We start from the raw sequence: 24,623 nt of genomic DNA, 5'->3' as shown, positions 1-24,623 counted from the left end.
TATTTTTTTGATACTTTTGTAAATTAAATTTTTATACTTCTCTCAAAATGGCCATTATTCTAGGAATAGAATCTTCATGTGATGAAACTTCGGCCTCTATATGTATAGACGGCGAAATTAAGTCAAATATTATTGCTAGTCAAGCAATTCACGCTAAATATGGGGGTGTGGTTCCTGAGTTAGCATCTCGCGCTCATCAACAAAACATCATTCCTACGGTAGACCAGGCTATCGCCGCTGCTAAAATACACAAAAATGAGATAGATGCAGTAGCTTTTACGCGAGGTCCAGGACTTTTAGGTGCTTTATTAGTTGGGACTTCCTTTGCAAAGTCTTTCGCTTTGGCAATGAATGTTCCCTTGATTGATGTAAATCATATGCAAGCGCATATACTAGCGCATTTTATTGATAATCCTAAGCCAAACTTTCCTTTTTTATGTTTAACCGTATCTGGTGGACATACTCAAATCGTTCTGGTGAAAGATTACTTCGAAATGGAATTGTTGGGAGAAACACTCGATGATGCTGCTGGGGAAGCATTCGATAAAACCGCAAAAATTTTGGATTTACCGTATCCTGGTGGACCTTTGATTGATAAACACGCTCAGAACGGAAATCCTGATACTTTTAAATTGCCCGAACCTCAAATTCCAGATTTAAACTTTAGTTTTTCAGGTCTTAAAACAGCGATTCTATATTTGGTTCAGGCGGAAGTGAAGAAAAATCCTAATTTCTTGAATGAGCAAATGGATGATCTTTGTGCATCCGTGCAAAGTCGAATTGTCTCCATCTTGTTGAATAAGCTGAAAAAAGCCGCTAAACAAACCGGTGTAAAGGATATTGCAATTGCAGGTGGGGTGTCAGCCAATTCAGGTCTTAGAAATGGACTCATTGAAATGGGAAAGAAATATAAGTGGAATGTATTTATTCCAAAATTTGAATATTGTACCGACAATGCCGCTATGATCGCTATTGCTGGATACCAAAAATATTTAAAACAAGATTTTATAGGGCAGGAGATAGGCCCTTTAGCAAGATTAGGTGTATAATACCATATTTAGAACCCGTTCAGGGTTCTAAATACTTGAGTTATCGAAAGGAAATTTTTACTTCGATCTTCTTCCCGTCATTTCCCTTCCTCCAATCTGGACCATTCTGGATAATTTGAATTGCCTTCTGATTTAGTTCTGGGTTGCTGGTCTTTTTAACAGAAATATCGATAGGTCTTCCAAAGGTGGAAATGTCGAATACAAGGGTGACTGTTCCTTTTCCTAATAAGGTTTGATACGAATTGTCATTGATGTATTTTTTATAGGCGACCCAACCTACCAATGGTTCTGATTTTACCTTCTCGGTTTTATTTCCATATCCTACTACTACCACTTCTTCCAAATTGTTAAAGTTTGGCTTTAATTGGACAATTTTATTATTACTCGCTGTAATCAATTCCTTTTCATAGCCAAGGGATAATATCTCGAGTTTTTGATTGTCAGAAGTTAACGGCAATACATATTGTCCAGATGAATCTGTCATAACTAAATCGTTGGTTTTGATATCTCTGACAGATGCACTGATAATAGGTCTACCTGATTGTTGATCCAAGACTCTTCCTGTCGCCAGTTTTTTCACATCTTGTAATGAACTAACCCTATCTGCAGCAACTCCTGCTACTCGGCCAGCTAATTTAGAATTTAATGGATTCTTGCCATTCATTAAAACAACATTGGAATTATCCACTTTTTTTGATGTTTCAAATTGATTGGAGGCAATTCTATTATCATACTTGTTTTGAAATATACTGGTATCAGCTCTCGGGACTTCCTTCACAAAAACATCCTGGTTCCCTGCAATTATTTCCTTAACTCTGTCCTCTTGGGAATGACTTGGCTTTTTAGAATTGCTGGCCCGATTTTCTGCTGCAGAACTCTCCTCAATTTGATTGTTAGGGGTTGCTAATGCAATTAAACTCTCTTCCTCCGATTTCCCGTCTAAACTATCCAAATGAATACTATTTAGAGTAGTATCCGTTGGTGCTTCTTTCGAATCCATGGCAACCATATCCATAGTTTCTACTTTTTCGTTTTGATCCCGATTCAAATACCAGATGGTCCCAATTCCTAAAACCAATAATATGGATGCGGCAATTGAAAGGTACTTATAAAAGCGCATCGGAGTTACTTTTACTGGATGGGTTCTTTCAAAGATGGCAGAATGTAAATCAGAAATTTCAAGTGGTTGTTTCAGTTTTTTTTCTTCCTCCAAGCCTGTAATCAAGTCCATTAGGAATTCATCCTCATGAGAAGCTTTCTCAATAGCATACATCTCGGAGCTGCTTAATTCTCCGTTCACGTATTTACGTAAATATGCTATGTCAAAATTCTTATTCATGTCCATTCCTTTCCATACAGTTCTTCAGGTTCCGCTTACCATTTTGGATATAACTTTTTACATCATTCATGCTATAACCCGTAAGCTCTACAACCTCCTTATAGCATTTTTGCTCAATGAAAAACAATTGAATACTCTTCTTTTGCTTCTCAATCAATGTATCCAAACAGCTTTCCAATCTCAATAACTGTTCTTCTTTTTCTTGATAGTTTTCCTCCTGATGCAGGTTCATGGAAAATTCCACAAAATTATCTGTAACAATTTCAACCTTATTTTTAGCAGACCGTAAGGCCATCAAACAATGGTTTTTGCTGACTACATAGAGCCATCGCGGGAAATCTTGAATATCTTGCTTTTTTACTTTGTCGATGAGTTCCTCAAAGATCTGCATAACCGCATCCTTACTGCGTTCAGGCTCCTTGAAATAACGTAAACACACATAATAGACCATTTCGCTATGCTTTTGATAGAGATCACCAAGATAGCTGAGGTCGCCATCTTGCAAGTATAGCTTTAGTAATTCTTCATCTGTTTGATTCTTCTGTTTTGACAAGGTCCTTGTGCTTATTTATGCCGAAAATTAATTTTTTTTTCTCGTTTATGGAAATTTGATTTTTTCTGCATCCCTTGGCAAAACTTACTAGTCATGAATAAAATATTTGCATTATTAGTCTTTTTGCTTACTCTAGGTAGTAGCGGACTAGCTCAAGAAAGAACAATTACAGGAATTGTGAAAGATGAAAATACTCAGCAAGTGATTGCAGGTGTTGTAGTTAACGTCGAAGGTAAATCCCAAACTGCCCGAACAAACCAAAATGGAGAATTTTCAATCCAAGCAGATAACAAAGATGTTTTGTTGTTCAATTACCTTGGATATGAAACACAAAAAGTAAAAGTGGGAAAAAGAAATAATTTCAAAATAATGCTCAAAGCGAGTGCTCATAACCTTGAAGAAGTAACCGTCATTGGATATGATACTCAACAAAAAAGAGCCGCAACAGCAATGAATACCAATGTTCTCTCTGGTCGAGTATCTGGATTATACATTCATCCTGCACCGCAAAATACAGAAAGCTACGCTCGATTAGATGAAAATGGATTTATTTCTCCTGCAAGAGAAGCTTTGTCTACGTTCGCTGTAGATGTAGATGCCGCTTCATATAGTAATGTTAGAAGAATGATCAAATCTGGTAATATGCCTCCTAAAGATGCTGTAAGGGTAGAAGAGATGATCAATTATTTTCAATATGATTTAAAAGGTCCGACAAATGCTGATCCTGTAAGAATCTATACAGAACTTACAACCTCCCCTTGGAATAAAGAGCATCAATTGATGCGCATAGCCCTTAAAGCAAAGGATATCCCTAAAGAAAATTTAAAAGCCTCAAACTTGGTGTTTCTGATCGATGTTTCTGGTTCAATGATGGGAGCAAATCGCCTCCCATTGGTACAATCTTCTTTAAAACTATTGGTGGATCAATTAAGACCAGAGGATAAAGTAGCAATTGTAACTTATGCAGGTTCTGCAGGTGTAAAACTTGAAAGCACGTCTGGTGATCAGAAAATGAAAATCAAAACCGTAATCGATGAATTGACTGCTGGTGGTTCTACCGCAGGAGGTGCCGGAATTAAGAAGGCTTACCAAATAGCACGTCAGAATTTTATCAAAGATGGAAATAACAGAATTATCTTGGCCTCAGATGGTGATTTTAATGTAGGTGAATCTAGTGATGAAGCAATGGAAGATTTGATTGCCAAAGAAAGAGAAAGTGGAGTGAATCTTACTGTCCTTGGCTTTGGGATGGGGAATCTGAAAGATAGTAAAATGGAAACCCTTGCTGACAAAGGAAGAGGAAACTACGCATATATCGATAATATCTCTGAAGCTCGTAAGGCTATGGTTACCGAATTTGGAGCCACCTTATTCACCGTCGCTAAGGATGTGAAAATTCAGGTTGAATTTAACCCTGCCTATGTACAAGCATACCGATTAGTAGGTTATGAAAATAGATTATTAGAAGCTGAGGATTTTAATAATGATGCAAAAATTGGAGGAGATATGGGGGTAGGACATACGGTGACTGCCATTTATGAAATCATTCCGGTAGGAGTGAAAAGCTCAATAATTGGAACGGTAGACCCTCTTAAATATCAAAAGAACGATAAACCCAATATTGGTGAAAAAAATGGAGAATTAGCAACCGTGAAATTCCGCTATAAAGATCCTAAATCTGAAAAAAGCGAATTGCAGCAAACAGTTGTTAAAAATGAGGTACAGGCTATGTCGGCAGTCAGTGAAGATTTTCGATTCGCCACAGCAGTTGCAGAATTCGGAATGTTAATCCGTAACTCCGATTATAAGCAGAATTCAAGTTTTGAAAGTTTAATCGCTAGAGCAAAAGCAGCAAAAGGAAAAGATGATGAAGGCTATCGTGCCGAATTCATTCGGTTGGCAGAAGATAGTAAGTCAATTCTAGATACAGAAAAGTAATAATGCAAACTGAAAATTAAAGGTTATTAAAAAAAGAGATCAGCTTTTTGGGCTGATCTCTTCTTTAATATGTTCTTGTTTCTTTGTATTCTTTTTATTTTTCCTTCTGCTTTTCCTTCCATTGTTGAGTGAAAGATTTATCTGCAATCTTTGGAAGTTCCCTTTGACTTCCCCAGGCTTTTTTGAAGAAATTCCTGACAAAAAAGTTTTTTGTTTTTCCAGAGAAGAAATCAATGATTTTTCTTTTTTGAATAGCCCAAGTAAACATGCTCCATCCTTTCTTCTCTACTGAAGAAACCAGGTCTTGTTGTACCGAGTCCCGACGGTTTACCAGCAGCATTTTCTGAATATCTATTCCAACAGGACAGACTTCTGTACACTTACCGCATAGGGAAGAGGCATAGCTCAGATGCTTGAACTCTTTCATCCCATTGAGATGCGGTGAAATCAATGAACCTATCGGCCCTTGGTAAGTGGTTTCATAAGTATGTCCACCAATGTTTTGGTAGATAGGACATACATTTAAACATGCACCACAACGAATGCAATATAATCCTTGCCTTTGATCTTTCTGTTCTAAAACATTGCTACGGCCATTGTCCAATAATATCACATACATTTCCTCAGGGCCATCATATTCCGTGTTCTTACGGGGACCAGAAAGGACTGTGTTGTATACTGTTAAATTTTGTCCGGTACCATGGGTAGCTAATAAAGGCCAGAATAAATCAAGATCCCCCATGCTAGGGATTACTTTCTCAATTCCAACAACGGCAATATGTACCTTAGGAAATGTAGTTGTCAACCTGGCGTTTCCTTCATTTTCCGTAATAGCAATTGCACCTGTATCAGCAATCAGAAAGTTAGCTCCGGTAATTCCAATATCTGCTTGAGTATATTTTTCTCGTAGTATTTCCCTGGCTTTCATTGTTAACTCCTCAGCACTAGCCTCCAAAGGAGTGTCGAACTTCTCATGAAATAATTTTGCAATTTCCTCCAAGCTCAAATGCATGGCCGGAGTAACAAAGTGATAAGGTTTTTGACCAAGTAACTGAATGATAAACTCTCCTAAATCACTTTCTATGGTTTCAATGTTTTTCTTTTCCAGGAAATGATTGAGCTCAATCTCCTCGGTCGCCATGGATTTCGATTTTACAACCGATTTCGCATTGTGCTGCTCCATGATCTTCCAAATCTCCTCCCGAGCCTCTTCCGCATCATTTGCCCAGATAACCTTGCCACCTCTATTAGTAAAGTTCGATTCAAAATCTAATAAATATCGATCCAGATTCTCAATAACTTTCCACTTAATAAGATTCGCTTTGGTCTTTGAATTTTCCAAATCGAAAAACTTACTTTTCCCTTTTTCGAAAGCATGCTCATACTTATCAATATTGTTATTGATAATTTGCCTATGCTGTAAATCAAAGGATTTTGAAGCACTATCTTTCAGGAATTTCTCAGCTACTGTCTGTGCCATAGGGATGTTCTGTTGCTTGATGCAAAAATAAAAGTTGATAATGAAAATCAACCAATGTTAAAGATAAAAAATTATCTGCGATTGACAGTATAATGTTTATAACTACAAGGCTGTTTAAAAGTTAATGAATTGGAGCTAAAAAAAGCGGCCAATTTTTGTTGACCGCTCTTTAAAGTTTTATTTTTTAGGCTCAATTAAATTGATGCTTAATTCATCTAACTGTTCTTTAGCGATTTCCGCTGGCGCATCAATCATCACATCACGCCCCGAGTTGTTTTTAGGGAATGCAATGAAATCGCGGATTGTTTCCTGACCACCTAAGATTGCTGTCAATCGGTCTAATCCAAATGCCAAGCCACCATGTGGAGGAGCTCCGTATTGGAAAGCATTCATTAGAAAACCAAACTGTGCCTGAGCTTGCTCTGGCGTAAATCCTAAATGCTTAAACATCAAGGCTTGCATATCTTTGTCATGGATACGAATTGAACCACCGCCAATCTCATTACCGTTCAATACCAAGTCATATGCATTTGCACGCACCTTACCTGGATCAGTATCTAATAATGGCATGTCCTCAATTTTTGGAGAGGTGAATGGATGGTGCATAGCATGATATCTCTCAGTTTCCTCATCCCATTCCAATAGTGGGAAATCTACAACCCATAATGGCGCAAATTCATTGGACTTACGCAATCCCATACGATTTCCTAATTCCATACGCAAAGCACTTAACTGTGCTCTGGTTTTATTTGCAGGACCTGAAAGAATTAAAATCAAATCGCCAGTTTGAGCGCCAGTAGCTTCTGCCCATTTAGCAAGATCTTCCTGGTCATAAAATTTGTCTACCGATGATTTATAACTTCCATCAGCTTCGCATTTTACATAAACCATTCCTGAAGCACCTACCTGAGGACGTTTAACCCAATCAACCAACTCATCAATTTGCTTTCTTGTATATGACGCTGCTCCAGGGACTGCAATACCAACAACCAATTCTGAATTGTTGAAAATTGCAAAATCCTTATGCTGGGAAACTGCATTCAACTCTGCAAACTTCATCCCAAAACGAATATCTGGCTTGTCATTTCCATATGTACGAATGGCCTCTTCAAAAGTCATTCTTGGAAATTGATCAACTTCAATTCCATGAATGGTTTTTAATAGGTGACGAGTCATTCCTTCAAATACATTTAAAATATCTTCCTGCTCAACGAAGGACATCTCACAGTCAATCTGGGTAAACTCAGGCTGTCTATCTGCACGTAAATCCTCATCCCGAAAACATTTTACGATTTGGAAATATTTATCCATACCCCCAACCATCAATAACTGTTTGAAAGTTTGAGGTGATTGTGGTAATGCATAAAATTGTCCTGGGTTCATTCGTGATGGAACAATAAAATCACGCGCACCTTCCGGTGTAGACTTTATTAAGTAAGGAGTCTCGATTTCACAAAAATCTAATCCTGATAAATAATTCCGTACTTCTTGGGTAACCTTATGACGAAACAATAAACTGTTCTTAACGGGGTTTCTACGAATATCCAAATAACGATATTTCATTCTGATATCTTCACCGCCATCAGTTTCGTCTTCTATAGTAAATGGTGGCAACTTAGATTCATTTAGAACTTCCAAATTGCTCACTTTAATTTCAATTTCTCCCGTTGGAATTTTATTATTCTTGCTGGAACGCTCGATAACTGTTCCTGTTACTTTAATAACATACTCTCTTCCCAATTCGCGGGCTTGGCTTCTCAAGGATTCATTATCATCACTGTTGAAAGTTAACTGAGTAATACCATATCGATCTCGAACATCGATGAATGTCATTCCTCCTAAGTCACGTGATTTTTGAACCCATCCACTAAGGGTTACTGTTTTTCCTAAATCTTCAATTCTTAATTCGCCACAAGTATGTGTTCTGTGCATGATTATCTCAATTTTTATTGACCAACAAAATTATTGCATTTATCCGAGAATAAAGAATATTAATATCATAACAAAATCAGGAAAAACTGATGCCAATTTGATTCGGTTATACCACTTTCTCCCACTTCACCCATCTATTTGTTTTAAACCCTCCACTTTACCCCACTTTTGACGTTTTTGGTACTTCCAATTCCTTAAAAACAAGAGTTTTGTCCAAGAATTAGCACATATTCTTTCAATATTTTACAATTCCTAATTTATTGTGTTTCAATATTATTATTTGTTTTTGACCCTTCTGAGGCCTTTTTTGTAGTGGATATACTATGTGGAAAACTTTTTTGTGGGGCATAGTGGGGGATTGTGGGAGAAAGTGTATACTTTTACATTAAAATTAGAGTAGAACTAGAGTAAATGGATCAATTAATCGGCGAATTCGACTGCAAGCTAGACACCAAAGGAAGAATGGTGGTTCCCGCTGCGCTCAAAAGGCAACTGCCTGATGTAGAGCGTGTGGGGCTTGTTATGAATCGTGGTTTTGAGAAAAATTTAGTCATCTACACCAGAGAAGAATGGAGTAAAAAGATGAATCAACTTGCCAAGTTGAACCAGTATAACGAGAAGACCAGGATTTTTATCCGTCAGTTTATGCGCGGTGCAACCGAGTTGACTTTAGACTCTGCCGGAAGAGTGCTTTTGCCAAAATCATTGCTGGAATATGCAAACATTAAAGGTGAGGTTTTTCTGCAATGTCAATTTGATAAAATCGAATTGTGGGCAAAAGATGAATATGAAAAAATGATGGACAGTGGTTCTGAGGAAGATTTTTCTGCATTGGCTGAGGAAGTAATGGGTGGATTTAACTTTGCAGGAGATGGCAATGAATAATGAAATCGGATATCATGTTCCTGTAATGTTGCAGGAATGTATAGACGCACTAGCGATTAAACCAAACGGGATTTATGTAGACGTGACTTTTGGAGGTGGTGGACATTCGAAAGAAATCCTGAAACATTTAGGACCTAATGGACGATTGATCGCATTTGATCAAGATCCAGATGCAATTAAAAACACACTTCCTGATGAACGATTTACGCTGATTCATCAGAATTTTAAGTTCTTAAAAAATTATTTACGACTAGAAGGCGTGAAACAAGTGGATGGGATATTGGCGGATTTAGGAGTTTCATCCCATCAATTTGATGCTGCCGACCGTGGCTTCTCGATCCGCTTTGATGCTGATCTGGATATGCGAATGGATCAAGTAGCTGATTTGGATGCTAGAAAAGTACTCAATACATATCCTGAAGAAGATTTACATCGGATTTTTGGAATGTATGGGGAAATTCAAAATGCAAAGTCTTTGGCAAAAACAATTGTGACTAGCCGCTTGACTACGCCGATTCAAACAGTAGCTGAATTAAAGCAGGTGATTCAAAAGTTAGTGCCTAAAGGAAAAGAGCATAAATATCATGCTCAGGTATTTCAGGCTTTGCGAATTGAAGTTAACAAGGAGTTGGAAGCTTTGCAGGAATTTTTAGAGCAAACTTCTCTGGTCTTAAAACCTGAAGGTCGATTGGTAGTAATGTCTTATCATTCCTTGGAAGATCGCTTAGTGAAGAATTTCATCGCTAAAGGAAAGTTTAAAGGTGAAGTGGAGAAGGACTTCTTTGGTAATGAAATTAAACCATTTAAAGTAATAAGTAGAAAAGCGATCACAGCTTCAGAGGATGAGTTGAAACAAAACAATAGAGCGCGTAGTGCGAAATTGAGGATTGCAGAAAAAATATAGTAGAGTAGGTATATGGCAAAGAGAAATACTATAAAGCAAAATGAGTTAAGTGAGGAAGTGCAAGAGGAGATGTCTGATGCGCTGGAGGAAAAAGTCGAAGAGACCCAAGACTTCCTGAAAAACTTCTTCTCTCAAAAAAAGCTGTCTACTTATTTAGTTGCCAAGAATTTACCCTTCGTGGCTTTTCTTGCCTTATTAGGTTTGCTCTATATTTCAAACCGACATCTGGCGGAAAATACAGTCAGAAGAATTGATAAGTTGGGGCGTGAGGTAAAGGAGTTAAGTTGGGATTATAAATCTTTGAATGCGGAGTTGATGAAGTTAACAACCCAAACAGAGATTGCAAAAAGAGCGGATACTTTAGGGTTGAAAGAAAGAACCGAACCGCCTATTAAGTTGGAAATTGTTAGAGAAGTAAAATAATATAAAGACCAAAACATGAATATTAGGAAGTCCATATTGATTCGGGTGTACCTGGCATTTGGCCTGATGGTTTTTGGTGCTTTAATGGTGTTTGGAAAGTTATTGCACTTGCAATATGTGGATGGTGATAAGTGGCGTGAAATTGCGGATAGCTTGACTATTCGTGAAAGAGTGATTGAAGCTGCAAGAGGAAATATTTATTCCAATGACGGAAGTTTACTGGCTACTTCTGTTCCGGAATATGAAATACGGTTTGATGCGATGGCCATTCCATCCGAGCAAAATCAAGTATTTAATGCTCGGGTGGATTCTTTGGCCAATAAGCTTGCCGCTTATTTCAAAGATAAATCAGCCCGACAATACCTGACTCAGTTAAAAGAGGCAAGGGCTAAAAAACACCGTTATGTTTTATTGAAACGTAATGTAACGCATCAACAATTGAAAGTCCTTAAGACTTTTCCGTTGTTGAAAAACTTTAAAGAAGAGAAAGAAAGGTTCTCTAGTTCTTTGATAGCAGTAAGAGAAAACAAACGTATTCTGCCTTTTACCAATCTAGCTGCCCGTACAATTGGGTATAAAAATAGTAAAGGGGATACCGTTCGTGTTGGATTGGAAGGTGCATATGGCGATTATATCGAAGGTAAAAGTGGTGTGCAATTGATGCAACGTATTGCTGGTGGGGTTTGGATTCCTGTTAATCGTGAAATGGAAGTAGCTCCAACGGATGGATCGGATATCATTGCAACTATCGATGTGAATATGCAGGATATGGCACAACGCGCTTTGGAAAAACAATTGATCGCAAGTAATGCTGATAATGGATGCGTGGTATTGATGGAAGTGGAAACTGGAGAAGTACGTGCGATTGCAAACTTTACCAGAGATAGCGAAGGTGTTTATAGAGAAAAATTCAATTATGCAATTGCGCAAGGTGCTGACCCTGGATCTACTTTTAAAGTAGCTTCTTATTTGGTTGCCTTGGACGATAATAAAGTTGATACCAATACGGTGATTGATATCGGTAACGGAACATGGAAAGTTCCTGGTCATACAATCAAAGATTCACATCCACCTAAAAAATCTAAAGTTACCATCAAGGAAGCTTTCGAAGAGTCTTCAAATGTTGGGGTAGCTAAAACTATTGGTACTCATTATGGCAAAAACCCAGAAAAGTTCACTGGAAAATTGCATGAGTGGGGAATGGCGAAACCTTTAGGATTACAAATTCCTGGTGAGGCAAATCCATGGGTGAAAATGCCTGATAGCAGATCTTGGAGTAAACTTTCATTGGTTCAAATGGCTTATGGCTATGAATTGAAATTAACACCATTGCAAACATTGACCATTTTTAATGCAGTTGCAAACGATGGAAAAATGCTAGCTCCATTATTCGTAAAAGAAATTCAGCACTTAGGAACTACAGTTAAGAAGTTTGAAGCTCGTGTGATCAATAAGCAAATTGCATCGAAGGAAGCTATCGGTAAGATGCAGAAGATGATGGAAGGGGTAATGGTTGAAGGAACAGGTAAAAGATTAAGAAGCCCGCTATATTCTTCAGCAGGTAAAACTGGTACTGCACAAATGGCTGATGGTTCTAGAGGCTATGGTGCTAGAAGATACCAATCCTCATTTGCTGGTTACTTCCCTGCGGAACATCCGAAATATTCGATGATCGTGGTAATCCGTAATCCTAGAAATGGTTATTACGGTGGTTCAGTAGCAGGTCCAGTATTCCGGGAATTGGCAGATATGGTTTATGCAAATGACCTTTCATTGCATAAGACCTTCAATAATAGAAAAGTAAATGTCGCTGGAAATAAAGTTCCATATACTTTGAAAGGATCTAAGGATGCAACTGCAAAAGTTTACCAAATGCTAGGTGTACAATCTGTAAACTGGAATTCTATCGTGGCGGCTGATAAAGATTCATCTAAAAACACAGCTGAAGCTTTTACAGTTGCTGAATTCAAAGAAGGAGTAGTGCCGAATGTAAAAGGTATGGGATTAGTGGATGCAATTTATGCAATGGAAAATGCAGGATTCAAAACTACAGTGAGAGGTAAAGGAAGAGTAATAAATCAATCATTAGCTGCTGGACAGAAATTGAAGCCAGGAACTAATGTGCTAATAGAATTGAATTAATATGTTATTAAAGGAGTTGCTACATGCTATACCGGTAATTGATTACCGTGGCTCTCTGGAAACAGAGGTTAGCTCGCTTTGCCTGGACTCTAGAAAAGCAGTTCAAGGCAGTGCATTTGTGGCAGTTCGTGGACATCAAACTGATGGTCACCTCTTTGTAGCGAAAGCTATTGAATTAGGAGCTTCAGTAGTGGTTCTGGAAGAATTACCAGAGGAAATTAAGGAGGATGTAGTTTATGTAGTTGTAGGAGATTCATCCTATACATTGGGAGTGATGGCATCTACATTCTACGGAAACCCTTCCTCAAAATTGAAATTAGTGGGTGTGACTGGTACAAATGGAAAAACAACCGTTGCTACTCTGCTATTCAACTTGTTCAGCAAACTGGGTTTTCATGTAGGACTATTGTCTACAGTGCAAAATCAAATCGCTGAACGCGTTATTGCTGCAACACACACAACTCCAGATCCGATTTCCTTGAATTCATTATTGAAGGAAATGGTGGAAGACGGATGTGATTATTGTTTTATGGAAGTAAGCTCCCATGCTATCGTTCAACAACGTATTGCTGGACTAAAATTCGCTGGAGGCATCTTTACTAACATCACCCATGATCACTTAGATTTCCACGGAACATTTGCCAATTACATTAAGGCAAAGAAAAAGTTCTTTGACGATTTAGATCGATATGCTTTCGCATTGACGAATATTGATGATAAAAATGGATCAGTAATGCTCCAAAACACCTTCGCTCATAAAAAGACCTATGGTTTACACCAGATGGCAGATTTTAAGGCGAAAATCCTTGAAAGTCATTTCGACGGGATGTTATTGCAAGTGGATGGCCAAGAGGTATGGGTAAAATTAGTAGGCGACTTCAATGCCTATAACTTATTGGCAGTATATGGAGCAGCTATTTTATTGGAACAGGAGACTGTTAAAGTATTAATGGCATTAAGTGAAATTACAGGTGCAGAAGGCCGCTTTGAAACCTTGAAATCTGCAACTGGAGTAGTTGCGATTGTGGATTATGCCCATACACCAGATGCGGTTGAAAATGTCTTGGAAACTATCGGAAGCTTAAGAAAAACTGGTCAACAGATATTTACGGTGCTTGGATGCGGCGGTGATCGTGATAAAACCAAACGTCCAGAAATGGCAGAAGTTGCTTCACGGCTTAGTGATAAGGTTGTGCTTACTTCAGATAACCCTAGAACAGAAGATCCGGGTACAATCATCAAAGAAATGGAAGTGGGAGTGCCGGCTGATAAGAAAAAAAATGTGTTCTCAATTACCGATAGAAGAGAGGCTATTCGTGCCGCTTTTCATCTTGCTCAACCCGGAGATGTTATCCTGGTAGCTGGAAAAGGTCATGAGAAATACCAAGATATCAATGGGGTGAAAAACCACTTTGACGATAAAGAAGAATTAATAAAGATTTTTAACGAACATAATTAAACTGCATGCTTTACTATTTATTCACTTGGCTTAACGAGCACGTACATATTCCAGGTGCTGGATTATTCCAATATATCTCGTTTCGTACAGCCATGGCAGTGATTCTTTCGTTAATTATCACAACAGCATTCGGTAGCAGATTAATTCGTTTGCTACATCAAAAACAAGTTGGAGAAACTATTCGTGACCTTGGATTAGAAGGTGAAAAGAAAAAACAAGGAACTCCAACAATGGGTGGTTTAATCATCATCGCAGGTATTTTAATACCAACATTGCTCTTTGCAAAATTGGATAATATCTATATCATCCTAATGATTATTACAACCGTTTGGATGGGTGCAATTGGATTTTTGGATGACTATATCAAAGTCTTCCGCAAAAATAAAGAAGGACTAGCCGGAAAATTTAAAGTAATTGGACAGGTTGGTTTAGGAATTCTAATCGCTATCACCATGTATTTTCATCCTGAAATCGTGGCTAGACAGCAAGTAGCAAATCCTACATCTTCTAAACCAGTTGAAGTAATTATTAATCCTTCAACAGGTGAAAAAACTTACGCTGAGAATGTAAAGTCTACAAAGACTAACATTCCTTTTTATAAAAATAATGAATTTGACTACGCTAAAGTGTTGGACGTATTCGGCGTCAATAGCCCTTTGGCAACGTTCTTTGTTTTCTTGGTCGTCGTAGTATTTATTATTACTGCTGTATCGAATGGAGCAAACATCACTGATGGGATAGATGGACTCGCCACTGGAACCTCCGCAATTATGGGGATTACCTTGGCAATTCTAGCCTATGTATCTGGTAACATCATCTTTGCTGATTACCTCAATATCATGTTTATCCCCAATTCGGGTGAACTCGTGATTTTTGCCGGAGCATTTGTAGGGGCTTGTACAGGTTTCTTATGGTACAATGCTTACCCCGCGCAAGTGTTTATGGGGGATACAGGAAGTTTGGCAATCGGCGGTATCATTGCAGCCTTTGCTATTCTAATCCGTAAAGAATTATTGATTCCGGTATTGTGTGGGATTTTCCTGATCGAGAATCTTTCCGTAATTCTTCAGGTGTCTTACTTTAAGTATACGAAGAAGAAATATGGTGAAGGTAGAAGGATTTTCCTGATGTCACCTTTGCACCACCATTATCAGAAAAAAGGTTATCATGAGTCTAAAATCGTGACACGATTTGTTATTGTGTCCATTATGTTAGCCATTTTAACCATTGTAACATTGAAAGTTAGATAGTAGAAGATGTCGAATATAGCACATACATATTACCCACAATCTGGCCGCTTAGTAATTCTTGGCGCAGGTGAGAGTGGGGTTGGTGCAGCAATCTTAGGGAAAGATAAAGGATTCGATGTATTTGTGTCAGATATGGGAACCATTGCTGATGCTTATAAATCGAGCCTTGAAAAAGAAGGAATTGCATTTGAAGAAGGACAACATACAAATGAGTTGATTGTCAATGCAGATTTAATCGTTAAAAGTCCTGGGATTCCAGAAAAGGCTCCTTTGATAAAAGAATTAAGAGGCTTAGGTCTACCGATAATTTCGGAAATAGAATTCGCCGCCCAATATACCGATGCCAAATTATTGTGTATCACAGGGTCAAATGGTAAAACTACAACTACGATGTTGACTTACCATATGTTGAAACATGCTGGTCTAAATGTTGGATTAGCTGGGAATATTGGAAATAGCTTCGCCTTGCAGGTAGCTAGAGAGCAACATGATGCTTATGTGTTGGAAATATCCAGTTTTATGCTGGATGACATGTACCACTTTAGAGCAGATGTAGCCGTGATTTTAAATATCACACCCGATCATTTAGATCGATATGATTATAAGATGGAAAACTATGTGGCTTCAAAATTCCGCATGGTTCAAAATCAAAAACCTTCGGATTTCTTTATCTATTGTAAGGATGATCCGGAAACAATGGCAGCACTGGAAAAACATCCTACAGCAGCAATGCATCTGCCATTTACACAAGAAGGGAAAGTAGATACCGGAGCGTATCTTGACGACGAGAAGAATTTGAAAATTTTAACACCAAATAGAGAAGCTTTTATCATGAATATTGAAGAATTATCACTGCAAGGCAAGCACAATGTTTACAACAACATGGCTTCAGGACTGATTGCAAAGGTTCAAGAATTGAGGAACCAAACGATGAAAGAAAGCATGGGGTCGTTTGTGAATGTGGAGCACAGATTGGAGCATGTCGCTTGTATCGGTGGTGTAAATTATATTAATGACTCTAAAGCTACAAACGTAAATTCCGTGTGGTATGCATTGGAAAGTTTCTCTACAGACATCGTCTTGATCATGGGGGGTGTGGATAAAGGAAACGACTATGAAATGCTGAAAGATTTAGTGAAATCTAAAGTGAAAGCGATTATCTGTATTGGTAAAGATACAGGACGTATTCACGAAGCTTTCGAAGATGATACCGAAGTAATCGTAAATAGTGCGTCTATGGGTGATGCTGTACAAATTGCATCCCACTTAGCAAAAAAAGGAGATACAGTATTACTATCTCCAGCTTGTGCCAGCTTTGACTGGTTCAAAAACTACGAAGATCGTGGTGACAAATTTAAGGAAGCTGTAATGACTTTATAATTAAGGAGGAACAATGGAATACATTTTTTCTAAACTAAAAGGCGATAAATGGATCTGGATCATTGTGATCTTGTTGTCTATTTGGTCACTATTGGCTGTATATAGCTCAGTAGGAACTTTAGCCTACAAAGAAGGAAAAGGTACTGAACTTTATTTATTCAAACACCTATTTATCGTTGTAGCTGGTTTAGTTATGATGTATTTATCACATAAATTGGATTACCGGTATTATGCTGGAATCTCCAAATTATTGATGGTGATTACAATCCCTTTGTTGTTATACACGTTGCTGTTTGGAAGTAAGGTAAATGAGGCTAGCCGTTGGTTGACCATACCTGTAATCAACCAAACATTCCAAACTTCCGATTTAGCAAAATTAGCGCTGATTACCTTTTTAGCTAGAATGTTGTCTAGAAAACAAGAGGAAATCAAGGATGTTAAAAAGTCTTTTATCCCAATTATGGGAGCCGTTTGTTTTGTTTTCGTTTTGATTGCATGGGCTAACTTATCAACCGCATTGATGCTTTTCGGAGTTAGTGTATTGTTGTTGTTAATCGGACGAATCAGTTTCAAGCAAATCGCAGTGGTATGTTTAGGTGGGGGAGTGCTGTTGATGCTTGTGATTTTCTTAGGACCGAGACGCGCAACATATATGAGCCGGGTTCAAGGATTCTTCACTACAGAAGAAGTTCATGATGGTAAAACATCTTTCCAGGATGATAAGAATTACCAAGCTAACAATGCGAAAATTGCAATCGCTACTGGTGAAATGTTTGGTAAAGGAGTTGGTAATTCGGTGCAACGAAATGTATTGCCGCATCCATACTCTGACTTTATTTTCGCCATTATTATTGAAGAATACGGAACAATAGGAGGAGCCGTTTTACTCTTCCTCTATATAGCATTGATGTATCGATGTATCCGGATCGTCACGCTCAGTCCGCGAGCCTTCGGGGCGTTCCTGGCTGCTGGATTAGGCTTTAGCTTGACCATTCAAGCCTTGGCGAATATGGCAGTGGCTGTAGGTCTCGGACCAGTAACAGGGGTACCACTTCCATTGGTGAGTATGGGGGGGACATCTATTTTATTTACGAGTGTGGCCTTGGGAATTATCCTAAGTGTGAGCCGTAATGTTGAAGAATTAAAAGTGAAAGAAGATAAAGTAGTTGAAAAAGCTCCACGCAAAGTGGTAGTTGGAACTATCTAATTGAAATATTGAATGGCGCATAAAGTTATCATAAGTGGTGGTGGAACCGGTGGACATATCTTCCCGGCGATTGCGATAGCCAATGCGTTAAAAAACCTGTCTCCAGATATTGAAATCCTATTCGTAGGAGCAAATGGAAAAATGGAGATGGAACGTGTTCCTGCAGCTGGATATGAAATTGTAGGATTGGATATTGCCGGAATAAACCGTCAATCGCCATTGAAAAATATTAGTCTTCCTTTTAAGATGATAAAAAGCTTATGGAAGGCAAGAAAAGTTCTTAAAGATTTTAAAGCAGAAGCAGCGATTGGTGTTGGAGGCTATGCATCTGGTCCATTATTGATGATGGCCAATATGATGGGACTCCCAACAGTAATTCAAGAGCAGAATTCTTATGCTGGTGTGACTAATAAAAAGTTAGGTGCCAAAGCAAAAAAAATCTGTGTGGCCTATGAAGGAATGGAAAGATTTTTTCCAGCAGATAGAGTACTGATGACAGGAAATCCTATCCGGAAATCCTCAGTCGCTATTGAAGGCAAAAGAGAAGAAGCAATTCATGCCTTTGGATTAGACCTCGATAAGAAAACCTTATTGGTCACTGGGGGAAGTCTTGGCGCATTGACCTTGAATGATAGTATTAAAGCTGGCTTGGATAAATTGGTTGCTGCAGGAATTCAAGTGATATGGCAATGTGGTAGTTATTATTACGAAAAGCTTAATGCTGAATTAGCTGATAAGTTACCTGATTCCATCAAACTAATGCCATTCCTGGAGCGTATGGATTATGCTTATGCTGCCGCGGATGTCATTATCGCTAGAGCAGGTGCTGGCACAATCTCTGAATTATGCGTGATTGGTAAACCAGTGGTATTGGTGCCATCGCCAAATGTGGCAGATGACCATCAAACAAAAAACGCAAATGCATTGGTGGTGAAAAATGCTGCTTTAATGGTTAAAGACAATGTTGCTAGGGAAGAATTGGTCAACACTGTGTTGGACCTTTTTAAGGATGATGCCAAGCAAAAAGCATTAAGTGAGCATATCTTAAAGTTGGCACTTGCTGATGCTGATGAGGTTATTGCACAAGAAGTATTGAGTATTATAGAAAAATAGAAAATGAATATCGACAAAATAAAAAGAGTTTATCTACTGGGTATCGGCGGAATCGGCATGAGCGGATTGGCTCGTTATTTTAGTCGTCTGGGCTGTGAGGTTGCTGGTTATGACCGTACCTCGACTGAACTTACTAGAACCTTGGAAGAGGAAGGAATGACAATCAGCTATGCTGACGATATTGATTCTATTCCGGAAGCTTTCAAAGTGGCAAGTGAGGAAACCCTTATCATTTTCACCCCAGCAGTGCCAAAAGACTTGAAATTGAAAGCTTTCTTTCAAGACAATGGTCATGAACTATTTAAGCGTTCTCAGGTGTTAGGTTTTATTTCTGAAAGTAGGTTTACTATTGCTGTTGCTGGAACCCATGGAAAAACTACTACCTCTACAATGGTAGCCCATGTATTGAAACATAGTGGATTTGACTGCTCAGCGTTTTTAGGTGGTATCAGTACAAATTATCAAAATAATGTGTTATTCGGCGATAATGATGTTGTAGTGGTGGAAGCAGATGAATATGATCGTTCTTTCTTGACTCTTCATCCTAATATCGCAATCGTGACTTCAGCAGATGCTGATCACTTGGATATCTATGGCGACCCGCAGGAATTAATCAATTCTTTTGAAATGTTCTTGGATCGAGTGGTTGATGGTGGTAAAAGCATCTTGAAAGTGGGTCTTCCATTTTCTGGAGATATCTCTTACGCTCGTGAACAAGTTTGTGATGCCTATGCTGAAAATGTAAGAGTGGAAAATGGTGAATTCTATTTTGATTATCATTCTGCTGATTTAACCATCAAAGATATTCACCTGGGAATCCCAGGATTGCATAATGTTGAAAATGCCGTTGCCGCAATTACAGTTGCTCATCTATTGGAAATTTCAGCTGATAAAATTGTCGCTGCATTATCCGATTTCCAAGGTGTTAAACGTCGCTTTGAATTTATCGTAAAAACAGATAAAAATATTTATATCGATGACTATGCGCATCACCCGGAAGAGTTGAGAGCATTTTTGACCTCAATGAAAAAATTATATCCGGAGAAAAAATTAACGGTGGTATTCCAACCTCACCTGTTCAGCAGAACTAGAGATTTTGTGGATGGATTCGCTGAAGTATTGGCAATGGCTGATGAATTACTATTGATGGAAATTTATCCCGCTAGAGAATTGCCAATTGAAGGAGTTGATTCAACATGGCTTCTGAATAAAATCAATTTGGAGAACAAAAGATTGGTATCTCCTGAAGAAGTGTTGGAAATAGCAAAAACTGAAAACCCAGAATTATTGGTGACCGTTGGAGCTGGAGATATTGATAAACTGGTTAAACCTTTAAAAGAAGAATTGAACCATGTTAAATAGAATAAGAAATATACAATGGCGTCAAGTTGGCTATTTTTTCTTAGGATTAGTGGCGATTGTAGGTGTGGGAATGTTGATGAGCTTGATCAATAAAAAAGACCAAGTTCAGGAATGTACCGCCTTAAAGGTAATGGTTGAAGGTAAAGAAACTTTCATTGATCAAAATGATATTTCATCCATGATCAAAGAGAAGTTTGGAAATGTAGTAGGAAAGCAATTGAATGATTTGCCCCTGCATAAAATTGAAACTGAGCTAAAAAGATCTCCTTACGTATCCAGTGCTGATGTTCATATGGATATGGATGGTACCATGCGAGTGGCAGTACAACAACGCGAGGTTGTCGTGAGAATCATCAATCAAGGAGGTCAGGAGTATTATGTGGACTCCAAAGGGAATAAAATTCCTGTAACCTTAAAATATGTGCCGCATGTTATGGTGGCAAACGGAAATATTAAGGAAGGTTATAAAAAATCCCTGGAACCTGTTCAAAGCCAATTGGTGAAAGACTTGGTGAGAATTGTGGAAGAAACCAAAGGGGATGAACTTTGGAGTAATCAAATTGTACAACTATTCGTAAATGATGAAAGAGATATTGAAATAGTGCCTCGAGTAGGAAGTCAACAATTGATTATTGGGAATGCAGATTCTTTAAACTATAAATTGGACCGTTTGAAGAAATTCTATACCCATATTTTACCTAGGGTAGGAGCAGATGCCTACAGTAAGGTAAATGTAAAGTACAGCGGACAAATTGTCTGCGAACGCAAAGGCGATTGGTTTATCGATAGCCTACAAATGAAAATGAACAAGAAGATTTAAGAAACAAATTACATACAGCATCAAACACAGCATATGAAACCTAGAATTGTAGAAAATGAAAAAGAAAATCCAATTATTGTAGGATTGGATATCGGTACGACAAAGATCTGCGTGACTGTAGGTCGTCGTAGTGGATCAAACAAGGTTGAGTTATTAGGTGTAGGAAAAGCGGAATCTGCCGGCGTAAATCGTGGAGTTGTTGCCAACATCCAGAAAACCGTCACTAGTATCCGAGAAGCTGTTGCTGTGGCTGAAGGTCAATCCAACGTTGACATCAAAGTGGTCAATGTAGGTATTGCTGGTCAGCACATCAAGAGTATCCAACACCGTGGTATTTTAACCAAGAATGACGATGATGAAATCGGACGTCTTGATATCGAACGTTTGATTTCTGATATGTACAAATTAGTACTTCCTCCAGGAGAAGAAATCATTCATGTTTTACCACAAGAATTTACTATTGACAACGAGCCTGGTATCAAAGAACCTATCGGAATGGCTGGTAGAAGAGTGGAAGCCAATTTCCATATCATCTCCGGACGCGTTACTGATATCAAAAACATCAAGAGATGTGTGGATAACTCCGACCTTGAAGTTTCTGAATTGATCCTTGAACCTCTTGCATCATCCGAAGCTGTGTTGGATGAAGAGGAAAAAACTGCAGGTGTTGTGCTAGTAGATATCGGTGGTGGTACTACAGATGTGGCTATCTTCCACGAAGGTATTATTCGTCATACTGCGGTAATCCCTTTGGGTGGAAATATCGTAACTGAAGATATTCGTCAAGGTTGTGCCGTATTGCGTAATCAAGCTGAACAATTGAAAGTTAGATACGGATCCGCTTTGGCAGATGAAAATAAAGAAAATGAAGTTATCTGTGTCCCTGGAATCAGAGGCAGAGAAGCAAAAGAAATTTCTGTAAAAAACTTAGCTTATATCATCCAAGCCAGAATGGAAGAAATCATCGAACATGTGTTCTATGAAATCAAATCTTCTGGATATGAAGATAAATTAATTGCTGGAATCGTAATCACTGGTGGTGGTGCACAATTGAAACACTTAGTACAATTGGTGGAATATATCACTGGAATCGATTGCCGTATTGGATATCCAAATGAATACTTGGCAAAAACTGATATGCTGAACAAACAAGCTTTCGACGAATTGAAAAGCCCATTGTATGCTACAGGTATTGGTCTATTGATTAAAGGTATTCAATCGCTGGAAGAAGAAGAGAAAAGAAACGAGGAGAAAAGCATTAAAAGTGGCACTCCAGCGAAGGATAAAAAAGAAACTAAAATCCAAGATATAGCCGACGGACAAAATAAAAAGGATGGTTGGTTAGCGCGTTTTTTGAACGATTGGATCAAAGATGGAGCCGATATAGACAATGATACTTACATTGGGAAAAAATAATTATCAACATCAGCTAGTTTTTTCCACATTTTAACAAATGTGGAAAACTCTTGTTAAGATTTTGGTAATATTACATTAGAATTGTTGACTTGCGTTGTGTTAACGTAAAGGCTTGATGAAGAATTAAATAGGATAAAATATATGTCGATACAATTTGAAATGTTAAAGGAGAACTCATCAATTATCAAGGTAATTGGTGTGGGTGGTGGCGGCGGAAACGCAGTCAATCACATGTATAAGCAAGGAATTAGTGGTGTGGATTTCATCGTGTGCAATACAGATGCACAAGCATTGGAATTAAGCCCTATTCCAAACAAGGTGCAGTTGGGTGCAAGTCTTACCGAAGGTATGGGTGCTGGTGCTGATCCTGATGTTGGTGAAAATTCAGCAATCGAAAGTATTGAAGATATCAAACGTATGTTAGGTACTAATACCAAGATGCTTTTCATTACTGCAGGAATGGGTGGTGGTACTGGTACTGGTGCAAGTCCTGTGCTGGCTAAAGCAGCAAAGGAGTTGGGTATCTTGACCGTTGCAATCGTTACTACTCCTTTCACTTTCGAAGGTAAACGCCGTCGTATGCAAGCTGAAGATGGTCTAGGTGAGCTTCGCAAATACGTAGACTCTTATTTAGTGATTTCTAATGACCGCCTGCGTGAAATCTTTGGAAACTTGACAATGACAGCTGCATTTGCTAAAGCAGATGATATCTTGACCACTGCGGCTAAAGGTATAGCTGAAATCATTACTATCCCAGGATATGTAAACGTCGATTTTAAAGATGTTCGGACCGTAATGAACGATTCTGGTGTTGCGATTATGGGTAATGCCGTGGCAACAGGTGAACAACGTGCTCTAGATGCTGTAACTGGCGCGTTGGCTTCTCCACTATTAAAAGATAATGAAATTGAAGGTGCTCGCTATATCCTGTTAAATATTACTTCCGGTACTCGCGAAGTAACAATGGATGAAGTAGCTATCATTACTGATTATATCCAAGAAAAAGCTGGCCTATCAGCTGACTTAATCTGGGGTAACTGTATTGATGCAAACTACGAAGAAGAACTTTCTGTAACTATAATCGCAACTGGTTTTCAAACTGCTGAAGAACGTGTGAAGGAAAAGGAAATGGAAAAAATCGCCATCCCTTTGACTCCGGAGGTTTCAACTTCTGCATTCGTTAAACCCGTAGCAACCAATCAATTTGTAGATAGAGCGAATACTGAAGCAAGTGCCTTCGTAAAACCAAGTACCCCAGTTGACTCTCCATCTAACCAAGCGCCGCAAACAGATTTGTTCTCCAACAAAACTGCTGTAGCTGCGCAACAAGCTAATGCTGTAGAAAAAAACGATTCCCAAATTGTGCGTCACACTTTGGAATTGGATGATAATTCTGATGCTGAAGAAGTACAAGAAGATCCAAATCCACACGGATTTGAATTGAAAACTTCTCCTTCTTTGTTTGAGTTTAAATTACCTACTGTTTTTGATGCATACAACCCTGCTGATGAAAAAGAAGAGGTTAAACCTGAACCAGTGAAAGAAACAGTTCAGCCTAAAGCTGAAATCGAACTGGAAGAAGCTAAAAAAGAAGAAAGTAATTTCGAAGATCAATTGTTGAAAACAAAGGAACGTATCCTGCGCCTTAAGGAGTTGAGCATGAAATTGAAATCTTCTAACGGTCTTCAAGAACTTGAAAATGAACCTGCTTATAAAAGAAAGCAAAAAACATTAGATGATGTTCCACATTCATCTGAATCTCAAGTCTCTCGTTTTACCCTGTCATTTGATGATGGTGAAACTGAAATCAGACCAAACAACTCTTTCCTACACGATAACGTAGATTAATCTTATCCTATTTAATAAATAAAGGGTGGCTTGAAAAGGTCACCTTTTTTGTGTTTTAGGTTTTGTTTATAGAAAAAAGATGCTAATTTTAAGTGAGTTACTATAAATAATTATAAATAAATC

Annotated in this window: 19 protein-coding genes; 15 read left to right on the top strand and 4 right to left on the bottom strand. The window is 38.3% G+C overall.

The window, feature by feature from the left end:
• Nucleotides 1–47: 47 nt before the first annotated feature.
• Nucleotides 48–1,049, top strand: coding sequence for a tRNA (adenosine(37)-N6)-threonylcarbamoyltransferase complex transferase subunit TsaD (gene tsaD, locus PZ892_RS13600; RefSeq protein ID WP_094256207.1), 1,002 nt, complete (start codon nt 48–50; stop codon nt 1,047–1,049).
• Nucleotides 1,050–1,089: 40 nt separating this feature from the next.
• Here tsaD and PZ892_RS13595 read toward each other — a convergent pair whose 3' ends face one another.
• Both PZ892_RS13595 and PZ892_RS13590 read right to left on the bottom strand, forming a co-directional pair.
• Entirely contained in the window at nt 1,090–2,388 is a 1,299-nt protein-coding gene (locus tag PZ892_RS13595; protein ID WP_169715154.1) for a carboxypeptidase-like regulatory domain-containing protein, read from the bottom strand.
• A complete protein-coding gene (locus PZ892_RS13590; protein ID WP_220476828.1) occupies nt 2,381–2,941 on the bottom strand; it encodes a sigma-70 family RNA polymerase sigma factor in 561 nt (186 codons plus the stop codon). Before PZ892_RS13590 ends, PZ892_RS13595 begins: the two co-directional genes overlap by 8 nt.
• A 93-nt stretch (nt 2,942–3,034) precedes the next feature.
• Between PZ892_RS13590 and PZ892_RS13585 the strand changes: the two genes are divergently transcribed.
• Nucleotides 3,035–4,879 (top strand): von Willebrand factor type A domain-containing protein, encoded by a 1,845-nt coding sequence (locus tag PZ892_RS13585; protein WP_094279880.1) that lies wholly within the window; start codon nt 3,035–3,037, stop codon nt 4,877–4,879.
• Between the two features lie 94 nt (nt 4,880–4,973).
• Here PZ892_RS13585 and PZ892_RS13580 read toward each other — a convergent pair whose 3' ends face one another.
• A complete protein-coding gene (locus PZ892_RS13580) occupies nt 4,974–6,359 on the bottom strand; it encodes a LutB/LldF family L-lactate oxidation iron-sulfur protein (protein ID WP_094256203.1) in 1,386 nt (461 codons plus the stop codon).
• Nucleotides 6,360–6,536: 177 nt separating this feature from the next.
• Nucleotides 6,537–8,291, bottom strand: coding sequence for an aspartate--tRNA ligase (gene aspS / locus PZ892_RS13575; protein WP_094256202.1), 1,755 nt, complete (start codon nt 8,289–8,291; stop codon nt 6,537–6,539).
• Nucleotides 8,292–8,702: 411 nt separating this feature from the next.
• Between aspS and mraZ the strand changes: the two genes are divergently transcribed.
• From mraZ to ftsZ, 13 genes are all read left to right on the top strand, one after another.
• Nucleotides 8,703–9,176, top strand: a complete 474-nt coding sequence (mraZ, locus tag PZ892_RS13570) for a division/cell wall cluster transcriptional repressor MraZ (RefSeq protein WP_094256201.1) — start codon at nt 8,703–8,705, stop codon at nt 9,174–9,176.
• Complete coding sequence (gene rsmH, locus PZ892_RS13565) at nt 9,169–10,080, top strand: 16S rRNA (cytosine(1402)-N(4))-methyltransferase RsmH (RefSeq protein ID WP_094256280.1); 912 nt, start codon at nt 9,169–9,171, stop codon at nt 10,078–10,080. Before mraZ ends, rsmH begins: the two co-directional genes overlap by 8 nt.
• Before the next feature lie 12 nt (nt 10,081–10,092).
• Nucleotides 10,093–10,503, top strand: coding sequence for an FtsL-like putative cell division protein (locus PZ892_RS13560; protein ID WP_094256200.1), 411 nt, complete (start codon nt 10,093–10,095; stop codon nt 10,501–10,503).
• A gap of 15 nt (nt 10,504–10,518) precedes the next feature.
• Entirely contained in the window at nt 10,519–12,645 is a 2,127-nt protein-coding gene (locus tag PZ892_RS13555) for a penicillin-binding protein (RefSeq protein WP_094256199.1), read from the top strand.
• A gap of 1 nt (nt 12,646) precedes the next feature.
• Nucleotides 12,647–14,104 (top strand): UDP-N-acetylmuramoyl-L-alanyl-D-glutamate--2,6-diaminopimelate ligase, encoded by a 1,458-nt coding sequence (locus PZ892_RS13550; protein WP_094256198.1) that lies wholly within the window; start codon nt 12,647–12,649, stop codon nt 14,102–14,104.
• A 5-nt stretch (nt 14,105–14,109) separates the two neighbouring features.
• Nucleotides 14,110–15,354 carry a phospho-N-acetylmuramoyl-pentapeptide-transferase gene (gene mraY / locus PZ892_RS13545; protein WP_094256197.1) on the top strand — a complete coding sequence of 415 codons (1,245 nt, stop codon included), beginning with the start codon at nt 14,110–14,112 and terminating at the stop codon, nt 15,352–15,354.
• A 6-nt stretch (nt 15,355–15,360) separates the two neighbouring features.
• On the top strand, nt 15,361–16,734 hold the full coding sequence (murD, locus tag PZ892_RS13540; RefSeq protein WP_094256196.1) for a UDP-N-acetylmuramoyl-L-alanine--D-glutamate ligase: 1,374 nt from the start codon (nt 15,361–15,363) through the stop codon (nt 16,732–16,734).
• Nucleotides 16,735–16,747: 13 nt separating this feature from the next.
• Nucleotides 16,748–17,941 carry an FtsW/RodA/SpoVE family cell cycle protein gene (locus PZ892_RS13535; RefSeq protein WP_094256195.1) on the top strand — a complete coding sequence of 398 codons (1,194 nt, stop codon included), beginning with the start codon at nt 16,748–16,750 and terminating at the stop codon, nt 17,939–17,941.
• A gap of 12 nt (nt 17,942–17,953) precedes the next feature.
• A complete protein-coding gene (murG, locus tag PZ892_RS13530; protein ID WP_094256194.1) occupies nt 17,954–19,054 on the top strand; it encodes an undecaprenyldiphospho-muramoylpentapeptide beta-N-acetylglucosaminyltransferase in 1,101 nt (366 codons plus the stop codon).
• A 3-nt stretch (nt 19,055–19,057) separates the two neighbouring features.
• Nucleotides 19,058–20,416, top strand: a complete 1,359-nt coding sequence (gene murC, locus PZ892_RS13525; protein WP_094256193.1) for a UDP-N-acetylmuramate--L-alanine ligase — start codon at nt 19,058–19,060, stop codon at nt 20,414–20,416.
• Nucleotides 20,406–21,236 carry a cell division protein FtsQ gene (locus PZ892_RS13520; RefSeq protein WP_094256192.1) on the top strand — a complete coding sequence of 277 codons (831 nt, stop codon included), beginning with the start codon at nt 20,406–20,408 and terminating at the stop codon, nt 21,234–21,236. The genes murC and PZ892_RS13520 overlap by 11 nt, the downstream gene beginning before the upstream one ends.
• Nucleotides 21,237–21,269: 33 nt before the next feature.
• Nucleotides 21,270–22,652, top strand: a complete 1,383-nt coding sequence (gene ftsA / locus PZ892_RS13515; protein WP_094256191.1) for a cell division protein FtsA — start codon at nt 21,270–21,272, stop codon at nt 22,650–22,652.
• Between the two features lie 141 nt (nt 22,653–22,793).
• On the top strand, nt 22,794–24,500 hold the full coding sequence (gene ftsZ / locus PZ892_RS13510; protein ID WP_094256190.1) for a cell division protein FtsZ: 1,707 nt from the start codon (nt 22,794–22,796) through the stop codon (nt 24,498–24,500).
• Nucleotides 24,501–24,623: the final 123 nt, after the last annotated feature.

Origin of the sequence: Sphingobacterium sp. WM (assembly GCF_029542465.1) — a bacterium.
GTDB classification, from domain to species: Bacteria; Bacteroidota; Bacteroidia; order Sphingobacteriales; family Sphingobacteriaceae; genus Sphingobacterium; species Sphingobacterium cellulitidis.
This window is presented reverse-complemented; position numbering and strand designations above follow the sequence as displayed.